The organism is Xenorhabdus kozodoii (assembly GCF_002632875.1).
GTDB lineage: Bacteria > Pseudomonadota > Gammaproteobacteria > Enterobacterales > Enterobacteriaceae > Xenorhabdus > Xenorhabdus kozodoii.
Genome location: NZ_NJCX01000009.1, coordinates 111,551 through 130,971 on the forward strand (window position 1 = coordinate 111,551; position 19,421 = coordinate 130,971).

Below are 19,421 nucleotides of genomic sequence, written 5' to 3' on the forward strand. Positions count from 1 at the left end.
AAAAGTGGCTCCACGGGGGCGTGGAACCACTTGATTTTTGTGGTCAGTTTGAAAGACTTAGGCTGATAGCCCCGGCCAGTTCACACAATGTAGGATGGGTAAACAAAGTTGCTAAGGGAATTTCTATGTTTTGTTCACGCAGACGCGCCAACAACTGTATGGCTATCAATGAATGTCCTCCCAATACAAAGAAATTGTCATGGCGACCGATCTGTGGTCGTTTCAGCAATTTTTGCCAAATCTCGGCTAATGCAGTTTCCACTTCACCAAGAGGCGCTTCATAATCGGAAGTTGTTCCGACCATAGATTGGCCTGATGTCAGTGCAGTTTGCGGTAAGTCAGCCCAAATAGCGTTGAAATCAGTCAGTAACTGCTGGCGTGCTGTGGCGGGCAGGGTGGCAATGTCCATGATGGGTTTTTGGGGCTCGGTTTCCAATGTTTTTACCAGATCCGCTAAAGCATGAGTCATATAAGTCATCAGGCGTGCCGGATCGATGCCTGATGTAGTCTGAACTGTCAACAGGAAACCTTTACCCAAATCATCGACGGCCAGGTAGATGGGATAGTGAGTCCTTTCTCGCCCTGTCACCAGCCGTATGCCTTCCCATAGGGTATGGGTAACATTCGATGGGCTATGGCGATAATTCAGGAGTGTATTAAAAAGCGGCAAAGGATGTGCTACGCCGCTGCAACGTTGAGCCAGTGCCAGTGGTGCTTGTTCGTGTTCAAGTAACTGCGTCAAATTGCGGTAAGCCGCTTGCACGGTTTCCTGTGTGCTGTTTCCCGCCAGCGTGATCCGCACGGGCAGGGTGTTGATAAACAGCCCCAAAATGCGCTCTATATCGACACTGCCTTGCATGCGTCCCAGCAAGACTGTCCCGAAGACGATATCATCTCGCCCACTGATTTTTGCCAGAACTTGTGCCAGCGCAACATGGAACATGACGCCTGAGCTGACGCCTTGCCGGCGTGCCTGTTTGCGGATAGCCCTGGCCAGTGCCGCATTCAGTGGCCTGGTCACCTCCGTTGCTGGCCTGTCCCCACTATGAACATCCACGATGTCGAAAGGCGTTGTCGGTGTATCGACATCAGCAAGTCTTTGCCGGAAATAGGCTTCGTGATCGGGCATCGGCTTCCGCAGGGTTTGGGCGATAAAATGGCGGTACGGCAATACGGGCGGGAGTTGCTGAGTATGATGATGCAGAAGTTCATTAATTTCAGCCATGATAATATCCAGCGACATATGATCATTGAGGATATGGTGGCAACAGAGCGCCAACAACCACTCACCCTGATTGGGATCATAGGTGATATCAGCAGAACATAGTGGCGCCTGACTGATATCAAGGCGCTTCTGGTAGGGATCGGTGTGTGCCAACAACTGGGACGGCACCGCCTTATCGTTATCCGGCACAAAAGTCTTGATGCGCAGGGGAGCCTGACGCCAAACAACCTGTACAGGCTGCGTTAAACCCTGCCAGCAGATGGCCGTACGTAGAATATCGTGGCGATTAATAACCTGTTGCAAAGCAGCCAGAAAAGCATCAAGACGCTCGCGGGTGTTGAAGGCAAGCAAGAGGTGCAGCAAATAAACATCGCCTTGTGTTTGCAGTAGATGATGGAACAGCATGCCTTCCTGTAAGGAGGCAAGTGGGTAGATATCCTGAATATTGGTGACCCCATGGGGAACGGTGGCGGCGAGAGTATCAATCTCGTGTTGCGTCAGAGACACCAACGGTAGCATATCAGGGGTGATGGCAGTGCAACCCTCAGGGATGAGATTGGGCGGCACAGTGAACGTAGCTTCATCACCTTGAATTGATTGCATTATTTTTGCCATGTCAGCCAGTGTTGGTGTGGAAAATACAGCGCGAATATCAAGCTGCCAACCTCGGTTGCGCAGTCGTTCAATCAGGTTGATAACCATCAAAGAATGACCGCCCAGTTCAAAGAAATGGTCATAACGCCCAACCTCTTCCAGCCCTAATAATGCTTGCCAAATTTCAGCCAGTGCCATTTCCCTTTCACCCAGCGGCTCGACATAAGTATGGGTTGCCATGGCAGCCTGATCCGGCATCGGTAGCGCCTGGCGGTTAATCTTGCCATTAGGCGCCAATGGAAATACAGCCAGCGTTACAAATGCACTGGGCAGCATATAGTTGGCGAGGTGTTGTGCGAGTTGCTGGCGGAGTTCTGCCGGCACCAGCTTGGTATTCGGTTCGGCGATCAAGTAAGCCACCAGACGCTTATCGCCCGACTTATCCTCGCGGGCAAGCACGATCGCCTCACGTACACCGTCGCATTGCATCAATCGGGTTTCGATTTCCCCCAATTCGATACGAAAACCGCGCAGCTTGACCTGAAAATCATTGCGGCCAAGGTACTCGATATTGCCGTCAGATCGCCAGCGAGCCAAATCGCCGGTCCTATACATGCGGGCATTCGGCTGTTCGCTAAAGGGATCGATAACAAATTTCTCTGCGGTCAGTTTTGGTTGGTTTGAATAACCACGGGCGACCCCCATTCCGCCGATATAAATTTCGCCACTGACGCCGATAGGCACCGGCTGACCGTGTGCGTCCAGAATATAGATACGGGTATTGGACAGCGGCCGGCCAATCGGAATGTTGTTGGTGATAGGCGGCGTCAGTGTGTTATCTATCACCATTTCTTTATCTATTGGCATAGCCGTGGCCGTGATGGTGATTTCTGTGGGGCCATAAGCGTTGAACCAGCGGCAAGATTGGGTTTCCGGGCACGACAGCCAATCCACTAAATGGCGGTGTTCCACTTTATCCCCACCAACAATCACGGTGCGTAGATAGGGGCTGAAACCGATACGTCCCGCTTTCATTTCTTGCGCCCAATGGTGCCAGAAGGCGGTCGGTATATTGATGATTGTCACTTTTTGTTTACGTAAAAAATCAACAAAAGTGCTATCCGGTATTTTGATCTGGGGTGGGCGCAGAACCAGCGTGGCACCTGATGCCAAGGTCGGAAAAATATCTGACACTGAAATGTCAAAGGCGAAGGTCACAAATTGCAGAACGCGATCCCCCGGACAAGGTTCGCTGATCTGGCAATGGGCGTGGATCAGGCTGACAACATTGTGATGCTCCAGCATGACGCCTTTGGGGGTGCCGGTTGAACCAGAGGTATAGATAATATAAGCCAAATGATGCGGCTGCACCCCGACTTGCCGGCTGTCAGGGTTATCAACAGGCTGTTTTTGCCTATTATCGTGGTGGGCTTTATCGTCCAGCAGCCAGATGGGAATAGTGTGTATGGGTAAGCGAGTTTGTAAATGTTTCTGGGTCAGCAATATGACAGGCTTGCCGTCTGATAACTGATAAGCCAGCCGTTCGGCAGGATATTCTGGATCGAGCGGGATGTAACCGGCACCTGCTTTCAAGATCCCGAACAGGCCGATGATCATGTCCAATCCCCGTTCAACATGAATGGCTACGCGATCATCAGGACGCACACCAAAAGCAATTAAACAATGTGCCAATTGGTTGGCGCGACAGTTCAGTTCGTCATAGCTCAAGGCGTGTTCACCAAAGATCACCGCCGTGGCATCGGGTGTACGTTGCACCTGGGCTTCAAACAGTGGGTGAATTAACTCGTCATGCGGAAGATCAACCTGAGGGGCATTGAAATCCACCAATAATTGTTGGCGCTCAGTAACGGACAACATCGGCAGGCCGGCAATCGTTTGGGTTTCATCGGCTGTCATGGCCGTCAATACATGGGTGAGATAGCCCACCATGCGTTCAATTGTCGTTCGGTCGAACAGGCTTGATGCATATTCCAGATAACCACTTAAACCCGCTTGGCTTTCGGTCAGTGCCAGTGTCAGGTCAAAATAGGCACTACGGTGTGGCGGCGCCATTGGCGAAACCGTTAAACCGGTTAATTCAAGGGATTGCGTGGACGTGTTGTCCAGGGCGAGCATCACCTGAAAAATCGGGTTGTAGCTCAAGCTGCGTTCAGGTTGTAGGGTTTCGACCAATTGTTCAAAAGGCAGATCCTGATGGGCATAAGCTGCCAGCGCCTGTTCACGAACCTGGGCGAGCAGATTTGCCACAGAGCGACACGGTTCCAACTCAATGCGTAAAGGCAGGGTATTGACAAAAAAGCCGATGATGCCTTCAAGGTGGCTCGATGGACGGTTAGCGACCGGGGTGCCAATGACGATATCATCCTGTCCGCTCAAACGGGCAAGCACGATGCCCCAGCCGGCAAGCAACGTCATGAATAATGTGACATTCTGCCGCTGTCCGAGCGCTTTGAGGGCAGACAATAAATCCGCATTCAGGTGAACGGGCACATGGGTACCGGTGTAACTTTGTTCTGGCGGGCGCGGGTGATCAAGCGGGAGAGCCAGCAATGTCGGGGCGTTTTGCAGTTGTTTCTGCCAAAAATCCCGTTGGGCGGTGAAAACCTCACCGTGTAGCCATTTTTGTTGCCAGACGGCATAGTCTGCATACTGGATGGGAAGCTGGGGTAAAGGATCACCACATTGCCCTTGTGCGGTACGGTAGAGGGCACTGAGTTCGCGCAGCAATATGCCTTTCGACCAGCCATCAGTGATGATGTGATGCTGGATAAGGATCAGCACATGTTCTTCATCAGAAAGTTGCCATAATTGGCCTCGGATCATTGGCGCATTCGCGAAATCGAATGGGGTTTGTGTTTCAAGTTCTACTAATTCGTTAATGCGGGCCATGCGAGAGGTTTCGTCTAATCTGCGCAGATCCTGACAGGCCAGAGAAAACCCCGTATCTGCGCCATCGATATGTTGGTAAGGCTGTTCATCAATCAGGACAAAACGGGTACGCAAACTTTCATGTCGGCTGACGAGTTGGTCAAGTGCCGTCGTCAACGCAGCATGATCGAGATACCCGCTAAGATGCAGAACCGTCGGGATATGGTAGGCCAGATTAGCTTTGCGATTGAGCCGGGCAAGGAACCACAAACGTTGTTGGGAGAAAGAGAGCGGCAGGGGTTGATTGCGATCAGCCGCAGGAATAACGACTTGGGTTGCCTCCGGCGTGTCGCTGAGCAAGGCCGCCAAATCGGTCAGGACAGGATGGGAAAACAGTTGCTGCAAGTGCAATTCTCGCGCCAGTTGCTGGCGTATTCGCGCGGCAAGCTGGATTGCGAGCAGGGAGTGACCACCGAGTTCAAAGAAATGATCATGGCGACTGACGTGTTCCAATTTCAGCAAATGTTGCCAAATTCGGGCTAACTTTGTCTCTATGTCTCCAATGGGTGCCACATAATGGCGGGTCGCGAGGGCAGTTTGATCGGGCATTGGCAGCGCATGACGATTGAGCTTGCCATTGGGGGTCAATGGCAAGGCATCCAGCGTGACAAAAGCACTGGGTAGCATATACTCGGCAAGGTGTTGCGCCAGTTGCTGGCGTAGTTGTGCCGGCACCAGATTCGCATTGGGTTCGGCGATCAGATAAGCAATCAGGCGCTTTTCACCTGACGTATCTTCCTGGGCAATCACCACCGCTTCCTGTACGCCGTGACATTGCGCTAATGTCGCCTCAATCTCGCCAAGTTCGATTCGAAAACCCCGTATCTTGACCTGAAAATCATTACGGCCAAGGTATTCAATATTACCGTCAGGTAACCAACGCGCCAGATCGCCACTTTTATACAAGCGGGCATCCGGATCGGAAGAAAAAGGATCAGGCAGGAAGCGTTCTGCGGTGAGCGTGGGAAGGTTCAGGTAACCGCGGGCAACGCCGATCCCGCCAATGTAAAGCTCCCCTGTCACCCCGATTGGCACGGGGTTTTTGTGGCTATCAAGAAGATAAATTTGGGTATGGGTTAGGGGTTTCCCAATCGGTACTCGGCCGGTATAACGATCTGGCTGGCATTGCCAGGCGGTGACATGGATCGCCGCTTCCGTCGGGCCATATAAGTTATGTAACTGACAGTGGGTAAAATGGGACAGACATTGCTGCTGCAAGGCATAAGGAAACGCCTCGCCACTGCATAAAATGTGCCGTAAGGAAGGGCAACATCCGGCAGGGATAGCATAGAGAAATTGCTGTAGCATGGCCGGCACGAAGTAGATGACAGTAATCCTGCGTTTTTCTATCTCAGACCGTAAATAGTGCGGATCTTTATGGCCATCGGGGCGCGCTAAAATTAATTGAGCGCCAGACATCAGGGGCGGAAAGAGTTCCCAAACGGAAACATCAAAACTAAACGGTGTTTTCTGCAAGACCCGATCCTGCGGGGTGAATTGATAAGTCTTCTGTGACCAGAGCAGGCCATTGATGACAGCACGATGCTCATTCATTACCCCTTTGGGCAAGCCCGTCGAACCAGAGGTATAAATCACATAAGCCAGATGGCGCGGGGTCAGGCCAAGGGTTTGGGGATCGGGGTTGCTGTCAGGCATATCCGCGGTAAAGAGGGCAAGATTGTTGAGATCCACAATCGGTACGCTGGTCAGCCGATTGATTGACGTTGTTTGGGGAAACACCGTTTGGGTGAGCAGGGCAACGGGGGCGGCATCCTCAAGGAGATAGGCCAGTCGCTCGGCGGGGTAGTTTGGATCGAGTGGGACATAGGCGGCACCCGCTTTCAGGATAGCGAGTAATCCGACCATCATGGCAAGACTGCGTTCAGAACAAATCGCCACCCGATCATCGGGACGGACACCTAAGGTCAGCAGATAATGCGCTAAACAATTGGCTTGCCGGTTCAGTTCAGCATAACGTAACGATTGCGTTTCAAAGATGACCGCCACCGCATCGGGATTTTGTTGTACCTGCCGTTCAAACAGTTGGTGAATATACGCGTCTTGTGGGCGATCAAATACCGGGTGTTGAGATGGGGATGCGTTGAAATCCACCAGCAACTGTTGACGCTCCATCAGGGGTAAAATCGAGAGATCCAAAATTGGCTGGTGGGGTGAGGTTTCCAGTGCTGCGACCAGCCCCATCAGGGCAGTGGTCATATAGCCGATCAGACGAATCGGATCGATGTCCGATACGGTTTGGGCAACCAGGCTGAATCCATCGCCCCAATCATCAACAAACAAGCCGATGGGATAATTGATTCTCTCCTCTTCCATCAGCAGACGGACACCTTCCCATTTAGCAAAGGTGGTATCCGCCTGGCTATGGCGATAGTTGAGTAGCGTGTTAAAGAGCGGCAAAGGGGGGATCACGCCACTGCAACGTTGAGCCAGCGCCAGTGTCGCTTGCTCGTGTTCCAGCAACCTCATCAAATTGAGGTAGGTTTCTTGGACGATGGCCTGTGCGCTCTTATCGTTAAGCCTGATCCGAATGGGTAAGGTATTGATAAGTAACCCCATCACGTGATCGATGCCGCTACTGCCCTGCATCCGTCCCAGCAATACCGTGCCGAAGACGACATCGTCGCGCCCACTGGTTTTTGCCAGCACCAGTGCCAAAGCAACATGAAACAATATACTGGGGCTGACCCCCTGCCGTCGGGCTTGTGTGCGGATAGCGTTGGACAGTGCCACATCCAGTGACTGTTTGGCCTCGGATATCTGTTTATCCTCACGGTGAATAGCCAGGATATCGAAAGGCGCCGTTGGCGAGTCTATGTCAGAGAGCACCTTACGGAAATAGGTTTCATGATCTAACGTCGACCAATGCAAGGATTGGGCGATAAAGTGACGATACGGTAATACGGGGGACAATTTTTCCCCCTGACCGTTGCCAGCTAACCCATGTTCGGTAGGGTTGGGTAATAATGCATCGATTTCATCTATGATCCGCTCCAGCGTGACATGGTCACAAACTAAATGATGGATGCGCAAAACCAGTAGCCACGCCTCCTGATGCGGGTCATAGGCGATGTCGGCAGAACATAGTGGCGCCTGACTCACATCAAGACGGCACTGATGGGGATCGGTATGCGCCAGCAATTGGCAAGGGATATCCTGTTCGTCATTGGGTAAGAAGGTCTTGACGCTCAACGATGCTTGCCGCCAGACGACCTGCACCGGCTGTGCCAATCCCTGCCAGTAAATGGAGGTACGCAGGATATCGTGCCGGTTAATGACCTGTTGCAAGGTTGCCAGAAAGGTATCGAGCCGTTCGTGGGTGTCAAAGGCAAGCAAATCGCGTAACAGATAAGTATCTCCTTGTTTCTGCAACAGATAATGGAACAACATGCCTTCTTGTAGCGGTGAGAGCGGGTAAATATCCTGGATATTGGCCGCGCCACCGGGGATCGTCGCGGTGATAGCATTAATTTCAGACTGGGATAGGGCAACTAACGTCAACATGTCGGGGGTAATGGCACCGCAACCTTCGGGGATGAGATTGGGGAGGACAGTGAACCCCGTTGTGCTTTCTTGCCCGGTATTTTCTTGAACGCCCCCTTGTTGAACCAACTGTATCGCTTTCGCCATCGCTTCCAATACGGGGTGGGTGAATACCATGCGGATGTCAAGCGTCCAGCCCCATTCCCGCAGTTGTTCGATCAGGTTAACGGCGATCAGCGAGTGCCCGCCCAGCTCAAAAAAATGGTCACAGCGGCTGACATGTTGTACGCCGAGCAACCTTTGCCAAATTTGACTCAAGATAGTTTCCGCTTCCCCGATAGGAGGCTGGTAACGGCGGGTGACGATTGCCGTGTGATCGGGTTTGGGCAGCGCCTGGCGGTCAAGTTTGCCATTCGGGGTGAGTGGAAAGGCATTGAGCGTCACAAAGGCACTGGGGATCATGTATTCTGCAAGGTGCTGTGCAAGTTGTTGCCGTAATGCCATGGGTTCCAGTTCAGCATTTGCCTTCGGTAACAAATAGGCGACGAGCTGTTTTGGCGCAGGACTGTTTTTATCGATCTTGTTTTTATCGGCATCGCTTTGATGGGAGACGTTTTCACAAAGCAGTACCACCGCTTCACGCACGCCGTGGCATTGCTGCAACCTTGCCTCAATCTCCCCTGGCTCAATGCGGAACCCCCGCAGTTTGATCTGGAAATCATTCCGGCCAAGATATTCAATGTTGCCATCGGGTCGCCAGCGCCCCAGATCGCCGGTTTTGTACATACGGGCGTGAGCATCGTGCCCAGCAGAGAATGGATTGATGAGGAAACGTTCGGCAGTGAGTTCGGGGCGGTTCAGGTAACCGCGGGCAACGCTGACACCCGCGATATAAATTTCTCCCACGACGCCCTGCGGGACGGGTTGACCATGCTTGTCAAGGAGATAGATCTGGGTATTGGCGATGGGATGACCAATCGGCGGGGCATGCTCTCCCTGATGTTCACATTGGCAGAGGGTGGCACAAATGGTGGCTTCTGTCGGGCCATAGGCATTGATCATCTGTCGTCCTTGTGCCCAGCGTTTGGTCAACGTAGGCGGACACGCTTCCCCTCCCACCAATAAAGTTTGCAGGGTTGCTGGCAGCGTGTCCATGGTTGCCAGCGCCGTGGGAGACAAAAGGGCATGGGTAATAGCGTGCGTCTCTAAATAGTGAGACAAGGTTGCGCCCGGTAGCAGGTTTTCCCGCTTGGCCAGGTAAAGGCAAGCTCCCGCCAATAGCGCCATGCAGCATTCCCAAATACAGGCATCAAAGCTGTTTGAGGCAAACTGCAAGATCCGGCTGTCGGGTGTGATGGTTAACTTATCTTGTTGGGTGGTAATCAAGTTACACAAACTGCGATGTTCTATCATGACCCCTTTGGGTTGCCCTGTGGAGCCAGAAGTATAGATGACGTAAGCCAGATGGCGGGAGGTCAGCCCCAATGCCTGAGCCGCTGGGTTCTCTTCCGCCCTTTCATCCAAAACCGAATATTCAGGGGTATCAAGCAGTAGGGTTGGCAGGTCACAGTCCCATGTTTCTGCCATTGTTGTTTGCGTGATCAGCGCCACGGGGACTGAATCATTGAGCATATAGGTCAGCCGCGTGGTTGGATAAGCCGGATCGAGGGGAACAAAAGCGCCGCCGGCCTTGAGGATACCTAATAAACCGACCATCATTTCCAGACTGCGCTCAATACATATTGCCACCCGATCATCAGGACGCACGCCGAGAGCAATCAGATGGTGCGCCAGATGATTGGCACGTTTGTTGAGTTCATCGTAGCTCAGCGATTGCCCGTCAAAGACCACCGCAATGGCATCGGGTGTGCGTTGCGCTTGTGCTTCGAACAGTTGATGAGTCAACGCATGTTGCGGGAATTCAGCTTGGGTGGCGTTGAAATCCCTCAATACCTGTTGGCGTTCAATGTCGGGCAGGATTGGCAGATTGACTATTTTTGTCTGCGCAAGTGATGGTATCTCCAGCGAAGTGAGAGCGGCGTCAAGCAAGACAGCAAGACGGGAGCGGAGCGCCATCACCTCCGTGGTATTCAGATGCTCAGGAGAGAAATAGAATTCAATGGAAAGCGGGAAAGAGGTATCGGTATCTTCAGGACAGGCGGTGTTTGTGTATTGCTTCATCCTGATACAAAGAGGATAGGGAACACCGGAATGTAAGTCGAACTCTCTGGCGCGGATATTCTCCCCTTCCAGGTGCAAATGTGCTTTAAACGGTTCGAGGGATAAAGTCACGTCAAATAATCGCGCATTTCCGACTTGTTGCCGTGCATGGACTTGTCGATTGAGTTCCGCGATGGGAAAGCGTTGATGCTCATGGCAAAGACTCATTTCGGTTGCGGCTTTGCGCATGACATCACGAAACGTATCCTCCGGCGCAAGAGTGATGCCAATGGGGATCACGGAGGCGAACATGCCCATCGTGTCTTTTTGTCGCGTATTTTTACGGTTGTGCAAGGGAATACCGATGACAATGTCATCGACATCGGCCGTCCGTGCGAAATAGCAGGCCAGAATGGCATACATGAAGTGCAGGAAGGGTAACCCCTGTCCGCCGGCCGCTTTTTCGATGCGTTTAAAAAGCCTCTGGTCGATTGGCCAAATGACCGGCGGGGAAGCCGCGGGGGTGGCTTGCTGCTGGTTTGCCGTGTGATTGAGATTGACTGGCGGAAGCAATGGCGGTGGCAGGTTTTCATAGCGTTTCAGCCAAAATTGCCTATCGTGTGAGTAGTGCTCAGAAGCCAGATAATTGAGATTATCCGTAATAAAATCCAGATAAGAATGCGCGGAATGGCTCAGTGTTTCGCCTTTCATCAGGCGGTTATAGCTATCGATAACTTTGTTGAGGAGCATGAACATAGCGGTGCCATCAATGATCAAATGATGACAGCAAAATTGCCAGTACCGGCAGGTCTTACTGACCCGCAATATTTTGGAACGCCACAGTGCTTCATTCAGGTGAAATGGGCGCATGGACTCGGTATCCATGTATTGTTTTACGCGGGTTTCAGCCTCTGGATGCGATGAGAAATCCTCGATATCCACGGCGACTGGGAGAGAATGGGCAACCTTTTGGCTGGGTAAGGCGTGGGTGTTGAGCAATTGCAAACGCAGCGTGTCATGGCAATAAACCACAGATTCAAAGGCGCGGGCAAATAATGTTTCATCCAGCTCCCCTTCAATGCAGACAAACACGCTGATGTTGTAGCTGGAAGCATTGGGATGAATAGCCTGATCAAACCAGATGGCTTGCTGGGGAGAACTAAGAGGATAGGTTTGCGGGGGGAGAGAAGGGGTATTACGCACGGCTGGGGAAGTTTGTGAAGAGTGATGATGTAACATTTTATTTCTCCTTTGTGCTCGTTAGGTTTTGGCTGATTGCCCCTATCTGGAAATGAATTAAATACTGCCTCCCATTAATTTTTTGTAAAAATGAACTGGTTATGTGTTTTTAGGTGGTTTTTTATGCTAAATATGCACTTTATAGTAACTCTATGAAATTAAGCTAACTGAAATAACCACCCTGTGTCGATACTTTTTGTGTGAGCGTACGATGAATCACACCTTGCTTTCTGCCATCGTCTAGGGCGGGCGTTTTTCTCAATCGGGGGGTGGGCTGGCAAAGTTCAGCCAGATAAGTCATGACAGAGTCAAAGGGATCTAAAATTCATGCATCTTTACACAAAAACCCCAAAAATGGGGTTTTTGTGTATAAAAATAATTGCTATGATAGATATCTATACACATATAACCCTTTAAAGGGGTATTAGAGTAGAGATAATGAAATGGATAGGATCACAGCAATTAATAAGTTAGATGAATTCAGCAAAATGGGGAAAGCCATTTTTCTTTTACAAGATTTGGAAGTCATCTTTGTTGATGAGCCCTCCAAGACATTACAAAAATCTATTGCTCGTCTCGCCAAAGCCGGACTGTTACTCCGCATCACCAAAGGCGTTTATGTCTATACGCGAGCCAGCATGGGAAGCTACCCTCTGGAGACTATCGCCAAAAACATCCGACGAGGCGAATATAATTATATCAGCCTAGAGTCAGCTTTATCTCAATATGGACTCATCTCGCAAATCCCAATCGACCGCCTGACAATTATGTCTACTGGCAGATCAGGGGAGTTTAAAACCCCGTGGGGGGTAATTGAAATCACCCACACCAGCAGAGAGCCTAGCGAAATTTTGAAGGCAACGTTAGAAAGCCGTGGTCCCCTGCGTATCGCAAAAAAAGAAACGGCTCTGCGTGACCAAAAAAGAGTGGGGAGGAATATGCATTTAGTTCAACGGGAGGAGCTCGATTATGTCTATACGACAGAAGTGTAGGGCAAGAAGCATTTTCTACCTATTTGACAACTAGCCTAAAGGCATTGTTAACCACGGTGCAGGGTAGTTTGTATTCTTCAGGAGACAATACAGTTTCATTCAAGTTATAACGATGGGTGATAATAACACCTCTCAGAAGGTGACCAAAATTATTGAACCACAATGTTTGAGTCATCCGTTTTCAATTGTTTTCAATGAGTTATTGATGCCAGAGAGGGATAAATTTTTGATAAAAGTCATCGACGCAACAATAAAGTTCTTCTAAAGATCTGGGACAAGGTGGAAGTTATCCCGCCAGATGGCGGGCTTACCAGAAAAAATGGCTACAGTACCAGTTCATGAACAATGATCGCCAGGCGATCAAACATTTCTCCAAATAGCCGCTCAGTAAACGGCACCAGCATGGGGAACAACAGGGAAAGGGTGAAAATGCCGACGGTCAGGGTCAGGGGAAAACCGACGACAAAGACAGAAAGTTGGGGAGTCATACGATTTAGCATGCCCAGAGAAAGATTCAACACCAGAAGTAAAGTAATCATTGGCATAGCCAGCATCATGCCATTGACAAAGATCAGGCTGGCGCTTTGGGATAGCAATAAGAAACCCTTTGGATTCAATTGGGTTGTATGGATTGGAATGGAATAAAACGTATCTGCCAGAATCGACAATAACCATAAATGCCCGTCAAGCGCCAGGAACAGCAACATCATCATCATATTCAGAATGCGGGCTAAAATAGGCATATTCGGGCCGCCGGTAGGATCAAAAAAGGTGGCGAATGAAAGCCCCATTTGTAAGCCGAGCACTTCACCGGCATGACGCACTACGGCAAAGGCGATCTGCATGGTCAATCCCAACGCCATACCAATCAAGATTTGTTGTAGCAAAACCCAAATTCCGGCAACCGAAAAAATCGGAATTTGCGGGGAAGGCAGCGTTGGAACGAGTAAGGCGGTGATCGCTAATGCCGCGCCAATTTTAACTTTTATTGGTATCTGTTTTTCACTGAAAATAGGGGCGGTGCTGAACAAGGCTAACAGGCGCGCCAAGGGCCAGAAAAAATCACTGGCAAGGCGGGAAAGGGTTTCGCTATCAAACGGGATCATAATTAACCGATAATAGCCGGAATGCTGCTAAACAGGGTGCGCATGTAATCCAGCAGTAAATTGAGCATCCATGGCCCGGCGGTGACGATAGTCACGAAAACGGCCAAAATTTTCGGAATAAACGATAGGGTCATCTCGTTTACCTGAGTCGCCGCCTGCAATAAGCTGATAATCAAACCACAAATTAAGGCAGACAAAAGGAGTGGCGCAGCCAGTGCCAACGCCACTTTCATTGCCTCAACACCGAGGGCCATTACTGATTCTGGAGTCATAATTTTCTCAAACCGCTTTTTGATCTTTATTCCAATGAGATTTCACGCTAGACATCAAGCTGTTGATTAGACATAAAAACTCTGTGCCAGTGAACCCAGTAATAATTGCCAACCATCGACTAAGACAAACAGCATCAGTTTGAAGGGCAGTGAGATGGTGGCGGGTGGAACCATCATCATCCCTAACGCCATCAAGACACTGGCAACAACCAGATCGATGATCAGGAACGGAATGAAGAGGGTAAAGCCAATCTGGAACGCGGTTTTCAATTCACTGGTAATAAACGCGGGAACGAGTACGCGCATTGGAACGGAATCCGCCGTTTCAAATGTCCCTTGATCGGCAAGACGAGCAAACAGGGCCAGATCATTTTCCCGTGTTTGGCGTAACATGAATTGGCGCAAGGGCTTGGCACCATGATCCAGTGCCGCTTCCAGCGTGATTTTATCCTCACTGTAGGGCAGGTAGGCGTTTTGGTAGACTTTATCGAATACCGGCGCCATGATGAAAAAAGTCATAAACAGCGCCAAACCCAGCATCACTTGGTTAGGCGGTGCAGAAGGGGTTCCCAGCGCATTGCGCAACAAACCAAGTACAATGATGATGCGGGTAAAACTGGTCATCATGAGCAGGGCGGCGGGGATAAACCCCAGTGCCGTGATGAAAATCAGGGTTTGCACGGGCAATGACCAACTTTGTCCGCCATTGGCTAAAGGCTGGCTGATGATGCCAGGAAACTCAGCCGCCGCGTTCATGGGGAACAGCGGCAGCAGGAGCGCCATAAACAGCGTGGTCAAACGCATTTGGTAAAGTCGCGAGACACATTTTTTGCCGGCCACAAAAAAAACGTTATTTTTCATCATCGTCCTGATTATTCTTATTTTTTCGCTGGAGAGTATTTTTCAGCATCTGACCAAATGGCTGTGACTTGAACGCAGTCTCCTTGTCCACGGTGTCAGGTGGTGCAGGCATCTGATGCAGCAGATTAATCTGTTGGGATGTGACACCCAAAACCAGCCAGTTATCGTCAACTTCTACCACAACAACCCGTTCTTTCGGCCCCAGGGAGCAGCTTGCCTTAACGTTTAGCAAACGAGGATTTTTGCTTTTGGCAGGGGCAAAACCCAAACGGCGAACTAGCCATGTGATGAAAAAAATCAGCAATAAAACCCCGCCCAGGGCACTGCTGATTTGCATCAACGTTTGGCTGGCTGGCAGGGGGGCATGGTGGGTTGCCGTGTTAACAGGTGCAGCATCAGATGCCGCACCTTGTTGAAAAGCAGTATGCATGGAAGGCGGGTTTGCCATCATGGTTAACGACTCAAGCGACGCATACGCTCAGAAGGCGTGATGATATCGGTGATACGGATACCGTATTTATCGGATACGACAACCACTTCTCCTTGAGCGATCAAATAACCATTAATCAGGATATCCAATGGTTCACCCGCCAGGCCATCAAGGGGAACCACTGAGCCTTGTGATAGTCTCAACAATTGTTTAATGGTCATTTTGGTACGCCCCAGCTCGACAGAGAGCTTAACGGGAATATCCATGATCAAATCAATATCAGAAAGTTGCGCTAACGCATCCTGCGCTTCCAGATTCTCAAATATTGACGCGCCGCCGTCAGAGGTTTGCTGTGCGGCCTGTTGTTCCAGCGCTTCTGCCCACATATCTTCAGTCGAGCTGGTATCTGTAGGTTGTTTAGCATCACTCATTGGGCTTTTCCTCATCCAGAGCCGTTAAGACAGGGTTAATCAGGTGTTCAACACGCAGGGCATATTGCCCGTTCAGGGTTCCATATTGACTGGTGAGCACAGGCACACCGTCAACGTGAACGATTAGGCGTTCAGGTTTTTCAATCGGCAAGATATCGCCTCTTTTCAATTGAAGTATCTTTGATAGCTGTAGCGGAATATCAACAAAGTTCGCCACCAGTTCTAATTCTGAATGTTGAACTTGCTTCACCAGACTTTCACGCCACTGGCTCTCTTCCTGACGCACATTTTCCACCGGTGGATTGGTCAGGCGCTCGCGCAGAGGCTCGATCATGGCGAATGGGATACAAATATTGAATTCCCCGGTCAATGCGCCGATCTCTACCTGGAATGGTGTTGTCACCACGATGTCATTCGGTGACGTGGTGATATTGGTGAATTTCACCTGCGTTTCGGAACGCACGTATTCCACTTCAAGTTTGAAAATGGAATCCCAGGCGTCACGATAGGCATCCAGTGCCAGTTTCAGCATCCGGTTGATGATCCGCTGCTCAGTATAGGTGAATTCACGGCCTTCCACTTTGGTTGGAAAACGGCCATCCCCCCCAAACAGGTTATCAACGGCGATATAAACTAAGCTAGGCTCGAAAGCGAACAGTGCCGTTCCCCTCAACGGTTTCAGATGAACCAGGTTGAGGTTGGTGGGGACGGCCAAATTGCGGGCAAATTCGTGGTAAGGCTGGATCTTGATAGCGCCGACCGTAATATCCGGGCTGCGGCGCAGCATGTTAAACAGCCCCATCCTGAATTGGCGGGCAAAACGTTCATTGATGATTTCCAGTGACTGCAAACGTTCGCGCACAACACGGCGCTGTGTATTCGGATCGTAAGGGCGAACTTCGTTTTCTTGGGACGCAGTTTGTTCTACGTCATCAGAAGAGACACTGTCACCATTGAGCAGAGCATCGATCTCTGCTTGTGAAAGAATATTGTCACTCATTGTGATTATCGCAGAATAAACGTGGTAAACAACACATCGGTGATTTCCTGATCGGGTTCACCGGGTATTAGTGTCGGGTGCAGTGTCTGTTTGATATCTGTCACCAAACGCAACTTGCCGTCATCTTTTGCCAGATCGGTGGCTTTCTGGCGAGACAATAACAGCAACATACGGCTACGAACTTCTGGCAGATATTCATGGAAGCGCTGCCGGGTTTTCTCGTCAACCAAACGCAAAGTGATGCCAACGTACAAGACACGATCGAAATGCTCTTCGTTGTCGATCAAATTGACGGTAAAAGGCTCCAGGGTCATGAATACGGGGGCATCAATGGCCTTGGTTTTCTCTGTAGTGCTGTTGTTGGCTGACTGGTTCATTACCCACCAGCTATACCCTCCGATGGCAACACCAAGAACAGCAATTAGTACTAACAGTATCATCCAAATTGGATTTGTGCGTTTATGCTCGTAGCTATAATCAGACATGGACAGATAAATTCCTGTTTTCTGTTGCGAATAAGTTACCGCGCATTCCGTGGCGGAAGCCTTATCCATCAAAATCGATATCAATTATCCCGCGTCTTTGTTCCGGCAATGGCCGGAACAAACGGGGAAAAAACCATTAACTCACGCGTTTGCTATCGATCCGTTTTCGTTTTATTCGGATGATCCCATGACATTGGACGAATGTTTGGGTGGATAATCAGGCAAAAGTATCAATGCCTCCTCGGATAGTGGTGAGCGGTTGCGGTGTCACTTTGATGGCGGCGGTATGTGAGATTGCCGGCGCTAAACCCGGGTCTTGATTTTCCGCATGGGAATTGGGGTCGCGGTTTGGGTTATTGGCAAAATGCGCTTGTTGCCCGTTTCCTTGCTGGGTATCGCTGTTGACGCTGCTTTGTGCCAATTGGATACCATTTTCAGCCAGCGCATGGCGTAACCCTGGTAATGCTGCTTCCAAAGCCGCACGGATATTTTGATGGGCGGACATAAAGTGCAACTGCGCCTGATTATCTTCAACACTCATGCGAATATGCAGTGCCCCCAGCTCTTGGGGATGCAAGCGAAGTTCTGCCTGTTGCAAACCATTACGGTTAAAGAACAGCACCTGTTGATTGAGTTGTTGCTGCCACTCTTCGCTGCCAAGATGCGCATTCAATAAAGGTGTTGTTAAAGGCATTGTTGTGCTGTTCAGTTGGAATTGCCCCGCTGGGGGTTGTCCGGCGGCAAGCGGGGTAGAGGGTGCCAATACCGCAGGTGAGTCTATGGACGTTGTCTCTGCCGTAGAGGTGGTCAATGCAGCGGTTGCCTGAATTGCTATCTGGGGCAGGTTTAGCTCGTTGCTATTATTTGAAGCTGCATTTTTGGGCCGTGCATTATCAATACCTGCCTTGTTATTGGTGGCCAGTTTGATTTGTCCGGCGAGCGGTGCCAATGCAGATGGAAGGTCGGCAGAACCCTCGGTTTTATTATTCGGGAAAATCTCCTGCTGGGAAGCAAGCTGGAGGCTTTCATCTGGCTCATGGGTTTTAAATTCGCTGGCAAAGTGCGTGTCAGTGAAGCTGCCCTTTTTGGCACTGCCAGCCAAAAGTGAGTTAACCGTGCTGTTTGCGCTATCCAGCCCTTCATTTTCCAGCAAGGTTTCTTCTGGGGATGGGTTTTTCAGCCCTTCATTTTCTAATAAGCTATTTTCTAACCGGCCATTGCCCATCAATCCATTGGCGTTTTCAGGCAGAATAGAAGACTTGGCCTGAGGGTTAAGCAACCCGGCAAGCTGGACAGGTATCGCTGCACTTAATGCTTCGGCTGACAAGAGGTCTTCATCTTTTAATACCGCAAATTCAGCACAGTTTTCTTGTGGTGCGGTTGCTGTTTCCAACTGAGATTTGTCCGTAACCACACGCTTGTCTGACTCTGCGGTTAATGGCGGCCAGTTTGTTTTATCGGGGGTCGGTTTTTCCTCTTTCAGTCTATTATTCGCCGCATGGAGGGCAGGCTTGCGCATAGCGGCTGTTTCGGCATTGAGAAGTTGCCCAAATTGAGAAGAATGGTTATCTGTCACGGTATTCTTCAAAGTCGGTTGACTTTTATCCGTACCTTTGTCCGTGAATTTAATATCAGTAGGCAAAAGAGTGAGATTCATTGTTTCATTCTCCGTTGTGCACCGCGTTGTGCGTACTCATCCATTTGTTTTTGCTCCATGCGATTTTGGTGTAACTTCAAATTGTGCTCTGCCCGCTGTTGCAGTGTGTCGAAGGCGTTCAGGCGTTGCTGCTTTTCCTGCCATTGTGACATGGCTTGCTCAAGGCGTTTTTTCCATTGGTTAAGCTGTAATTTGTGCTGTTCAATGGCCATTTCCAGCGTTTTCATAAACTGCTGGTAATTTTGCCAAGTCGAGCAGGACATCCCACTGCTGAGCGTGTTATTCAAACGGCCACGATACTCATCCTGATAATCCATTAACGCCGTGAGTTGTTGCTCCATTTGTTGGTGACTTTGCCGAATCTGTGCAAGTTGGGAAGCGGCTTTTTCTACCGCATCCTGGGCCAGTTCACGCAAGGTCATGAGAGGGGAGTGTTGTTGCATGTATTTCCTCGTGTTAATCACCAAACAGACGTCAGCGTGACTGAATTAAGTTATATCGGCACTGTATCGATAAACG

Annotated in this window: 11 protein-coding genes; 1 reads left to right on the plus strand and 10 read right to left on the minus strand. The window is 50.2% G+C overall.

All coding sequences use genetic code 11. The features are described 5' to 3' along the window. Positions 1 to 43 precede the first annotated feature (43 nt). Positions 44 to 11,668 (minus strand): non-ribosomal peptide synthetase, encoded by an 11,625-nt coding sequence (locus tag Xkoz_RS08000; protein WP_099141660.1) that lies wholly within the window; start codon positions 11,666 to 11,668, stop codon positions 44 to 46. Between the two features lie 443 nt (positions 11,669 to 12,111). On the opposite strand from Xkoz_RS08000, the gene abiEi reads away from it, so the two are divergent. Further along, positions 12,112 to 12,660, plus strand: coding sequence for a type IV toxin-antitoxin system AbiEi family antitoxin (abiEi, locus tag Xkoz_RS08005; protein WP_099141661.1), 549 nt, complete (start codon positions 12,112 to 12,114; stop codon positions 12,658 to 12,660). A 323-nt stretch (positions 12,661 to 12,983) separates the two neighbouring features. Here abiEi and fliR read toward each other — a convergent pair whose 3' ends face one another. From fliR to fliJ, 9 genes are all read right to left on the minus strand, one after another. After that, positions 12,984 to 13,766: a flagellar biosynthetic protein FliR gene (gene fliR, locus Xkoz_RS08010; protein ID WP_099141662.1), complete on the minus strand. Its 783-nt coding sequence runs from the start codon at positions 13,764 to 13,766 to the stop codon at positions 12,984 to 12,986. A gap of 2 nt (positions 13,767 to 13,768) precedes the next feature. Then, entirely contained in the window at positions 13,769 to 14,038 is a 270-nt protein-coding gene (gene fliQ / locus Xkoz_RS08015; RefSeq protein WP_099141663.1) for a flagellar biosynthesis protein FliQ, read from the minus strand. 66 nt (positions 14,039 to 14,104) lie between these two features. Next, positions 14,105 to 14,842, minus strand: coding sequence for a flagellar type III secretion system pore protein FliP (gene fliP, locus Xkoz_RS08020; protein ID WP_099141698.1), 738 nt, complete (start codon positions 14,840 to 14,842; stop codon positions 14,105 to 14,107). A 46-nt stretch (positions 14,843 to 14,888) separates the two neighbouring features. Continuing rightward, complete coding sequence (fliO, locus tag Xkoz_RS08025) at positions 14,889 to 15,350, minus strand: flagellar biosynthetic protein FliO (protein ID WP_099141664.1); 462 nt, start codon at positions 15,348 to 15,350, stop codon at positions 14,889 to 14,891. 2 nt (positions 15,351 to 15,352) lie between these two features. Next, positions 15,353 to 15,760, minus strand: coding sequence for a flagellar motor switch protein FliN (fliN, locus tag Xkoz_RS08030; protein WP_047767905.1), 408 nt, complete (start codon positions 15,758 to 15,760; stop codon positions 15,353 to 15,355). After that, positions 15,753 to 16,760 carry a flagellar motor switch protein FliM gene (gene fliM, locus Xkoz_RS08035; RefSeq protein WP_099141665.1) on the minus strand — a complete coding sequence of 336 codons (1,008 nt, stop codon included), beginning with the start codon at positions 16,758 to 16,760 and terminating at the stop codon, positions 15,753 to 15,755. Before fliM ends, fliN begins: the two co-directional genes overlap by 8 nt. A 5-nt stretch (positions 16,761 to 16,765) precedes the next feature. Beyond that, a complete protein-coding gene (gene fliL / locus Xkoz_RS08040; RefSeq protein WP_099141666.1) occupies positions 16,766 to 17,245 on the minus strand; it encodes a flagellar basal body-associated protein FliL in 480 nt (159 codons plus the stop codon). A 217-nt stretch (positions 17,246 to 17,462) separates the two neighbouring features. Beyond that, the gene (locus Xkoz_RS24955; protein WP_099141667.1) at positions 17,463 to 18,902 is read right to left on the minus strand and encodes a flagellar hook-length control protein FliK; all 1,440 of its coding nucleotides are present in this window, start codon (positions 18,900 to 18,902) and stop codon (positions 17,463 to 17,465) included. Further along, entirely contained in the window at positions 18,899 to 19,345 is a 447-nt protein-coding gene (gene fliJ / locus Xkoz_RS08050; RefSeq protein ID WP_099141668.1) for a flagellar export protein FliJ, read from the minus strand. The genes Xkoz_RS24955 and fliJ overlap by 4 nt, the downstream gene beginning before the upstream one ends. Between the last annotated feature and the right edge of the window lie 76 nt (positions 19,346 to 19,421).